Annotated in this window: 1 protein-coding gene; it reads left to right on the top strand. The window is 63.8% G+C overall.

Features of this window, described 5'->3' with window-relative positions:
- The coding region (locus GJ699_RS33815) for an AMP-binding protein (RefSeq protein WP_154383802.1) at window positions 1-2,796 on the top strand (2,796 nt) is incomplete at both ends.

The following is a 2,796-nucleotide window of genomic DNA, read 5'->3' as shown; positions in this document are numbered from 1 at the left end:
AGCTGATTAACAGCTACGGCCCGACCGAAACCGTCATCACGTCGGTGGTTCAGGACTGCGCGGCGTACCTGCAAGGCGACTTGCCGCTGCCGGCACAGATGCCGATAGGCCGGCCACTGGCTGGCCGCCATTGCCATGTGCTGGATGCGAATCTGTCGCTGACGCCACCGGGCGTGCCGGGCGAGCTGTATATCGGTGGCCCGCTGCTGGCGCGTGGCTATATGGGCCGCGCCGGCCTGTCGTCGGAGCGCTTTGTGGCGGACCCGTTTGACGACGCCGGTGGACGGCTGTACCGCACTGGCGACCTGGCCCGCTGGAACAGTGCGGGCCAACTGGAATATCTGGGTCGCACCGACCATCAGGTGAAAATACGCGGCTTCCGCATTGAGCTTGGCGAGATCGAAGCGCGCTTGCTGGCACTGCCGGACGTATCGGCCGCAGTGGTGGTCGCGCTGGCCGCGCCGGGAGGTAGTCAGATGCTGGCCGCCTACGTCGCTGGCGCACCTGGTGCAGTGCCGGACGCGCAGGAACTGCGCGCCGTACTGGCCGCGCAACTGCCGGACTACATGGTGCCATCTTCACTGAGCGTATTGGATGCGCTGCCACTGAACGCCAATGGCAAGATCGACCGCAAAGCGCTGCCGGCACCTGACTGGGATGCCGGCAGCCGTTACGAAGCGCCGCAAGGTACGGCGGAACAGGCATTGGCCGCGATCTGGTCGGACGTGCTGGACCTGGAACGCGTCAGCCGGCACGCCAACTTCTTCGAACTTGGCGGCCACTCGCTGCTGGCGATACGCCTGCTGGAACGCATGCGCCAGGCCGGCTGGCATGCCGACGTGCGCTTGCTGTTCCAGCAGCCGCAACTTGCGGCCTTCGCCAGCGCGGTTGCCAGCCGAAGCAGTGGCACCGCGCAGTCCCATTTCGCGGTGCCGCCCAACGGCATTTCGGATGGCTGCGGTGCGATCGAACCTGCGATGCTGACATTGCTCTCATTGGAGCCGGAGCACATCCGGCGTCTGGAACATGTGGTGTCGGGCGGCGCGGGAAACATCCAGGACATCTATCCGCTGGTGCCTCTGCAAGAAGGCATCTTGTTCCACCATCTGCTGCAAACCGCCGGTGACGCATATGTCACACGCTGCCTGCTCAGCTTCGACAACGAAGTCGCGCTGCTGCGCTTCATCGCCGCCCTGAATCAGGTCATCGACCGTCACGATATTCTACGCACCACCATCGTATGGGAAGGATTGCCGGCACCGGTACAACTGGTATGCCGCCATGCGCCGTTAGCGCTGGAATGGCTGTCGGATGGACCGGATGCGGCCGAACGGTTACAAGCGCACGTCGATCCGGCACATTATCGTATCGATGTGACGAAGGCACCGCTGTTGCGCGCAATAGCGGTGCGCGATGTGGTCAATCAGCGCTGGCTGCTGCAACTGCCTAGCCACAATCTGGTGCTGGACCACACCACGCAGGAGCTGCTGATCGAAGAGATCGCGCTGATACAGCAGGGCCGCGCGGCGGAACTGCCGGTGCCAGTCGCGTTCCGCAACTTCGTGGCGCGCGCGCGATTGGGTGTCAGTGTCGAAGAACATGAGCGTTTTCTGAGCAGGATGCTGGGCGATGTGGAAGAACCTACCGCGCCATTCGGCATACTGGATGTGCAGGGTGACGGCATCGGTGTCGAGGAACTGCGCGTGCCGCTGGCCACCCGCCTGTCCACCAGCATACGGCGGTTGGCGCAGCAATTGGGTGTCAGCCCTGCAGCGATCTTTCATCTGGCCTGGGCAGCGGTGCTGGCGCGGACCAGCGGCAAGGACGATGTGGTATTCGGCACGGTGATGTTCGGGCGCATGCAGGGCGGCGAGGGCATTGAGCGTGCTCTGGGCATGTTCATCAACACACTGCCGGTGCGAGCACGTTTGCATGGACGCAGCGTGATCGAGGGGCTGCGTGAGATGCACGATTTGTTGACTGAACTGCTGCATCACGAACATGCAAGCCTGACGCTGGCGCAGCGTTGTAGTGGCCTGGCGGCGGGAACGCCGCTGTTTTCCGCGCTCTTCAACTATCGTTACAGCCCGCGTGCCGAAGAGGGCGCGCAGCCGGTATTACAGGACATGCAGGTGCTGGGCGGCGGTGAACGCACCAGCTATCCCTATACTTTGTCGGTCGATGATCTGGGGCGCGGCTATAGCTTGGTCCTGCAAGTGACCGAACGTGTAGGCGCACGCCGGATGGGCGACTACATGGTGGCGGCGCTGACGGAACTGGCCGCAGCACTTGAACATACGCCAGCGCTGATGCTGGACGCACTGGCGCTGGCTCCCGAGCCGGAACTGCGGTTGCTGCGGCAGTTGGGTGTCAACGGTCAGCGCCATCCGGACCGGGAAACTGTGCTCCAGATGTTTGAACGTGAAGCCGATGCGCACCCTGAAGCGACCGCACTGGTACACGCCGACGAGGAATTGAGTTACGCGGAACTGAATCGCCGCGTCAATCGGTTGGCTCATCTTCTGATCGCCCGTGGTGTGCGGCCGGAGATGCCGGTGGGCGTGGCGCTGGAACGGTCGACCGGCATGATCGTCGGCCTGCTGGCGATTCTGAAGGCTGGCGGCGCCTATGTGCCGCTGGACCCGGATTATCCGGCCGAGCGCCTGGCAGCGATGGTCGAAGACAGCGGCATGCGCCTGCTGCTGACGCAGTCCTCGGTCGCCGCACGCATTCCGGCGCCCGAAGGTCTGCAGATCTTGCACACCGATCTCCTCGATGTGTCGCATCACAGCGCCG

This window comes from Duganella guangzhouensis (assembly GCF_009674535.1).
GTDB lineage: Bacteria > Pseudomonadota > Gammaproteobacteria > Burkholderiales > Burkholderiaceae_D > Rugamonas > Rugamonas guangzhouensis.
The sequence above is the reverse complement of the archived record's forward strand: the minus strand, read 5'-3'. Positions and strand labels throughout refer to the sequence as shown.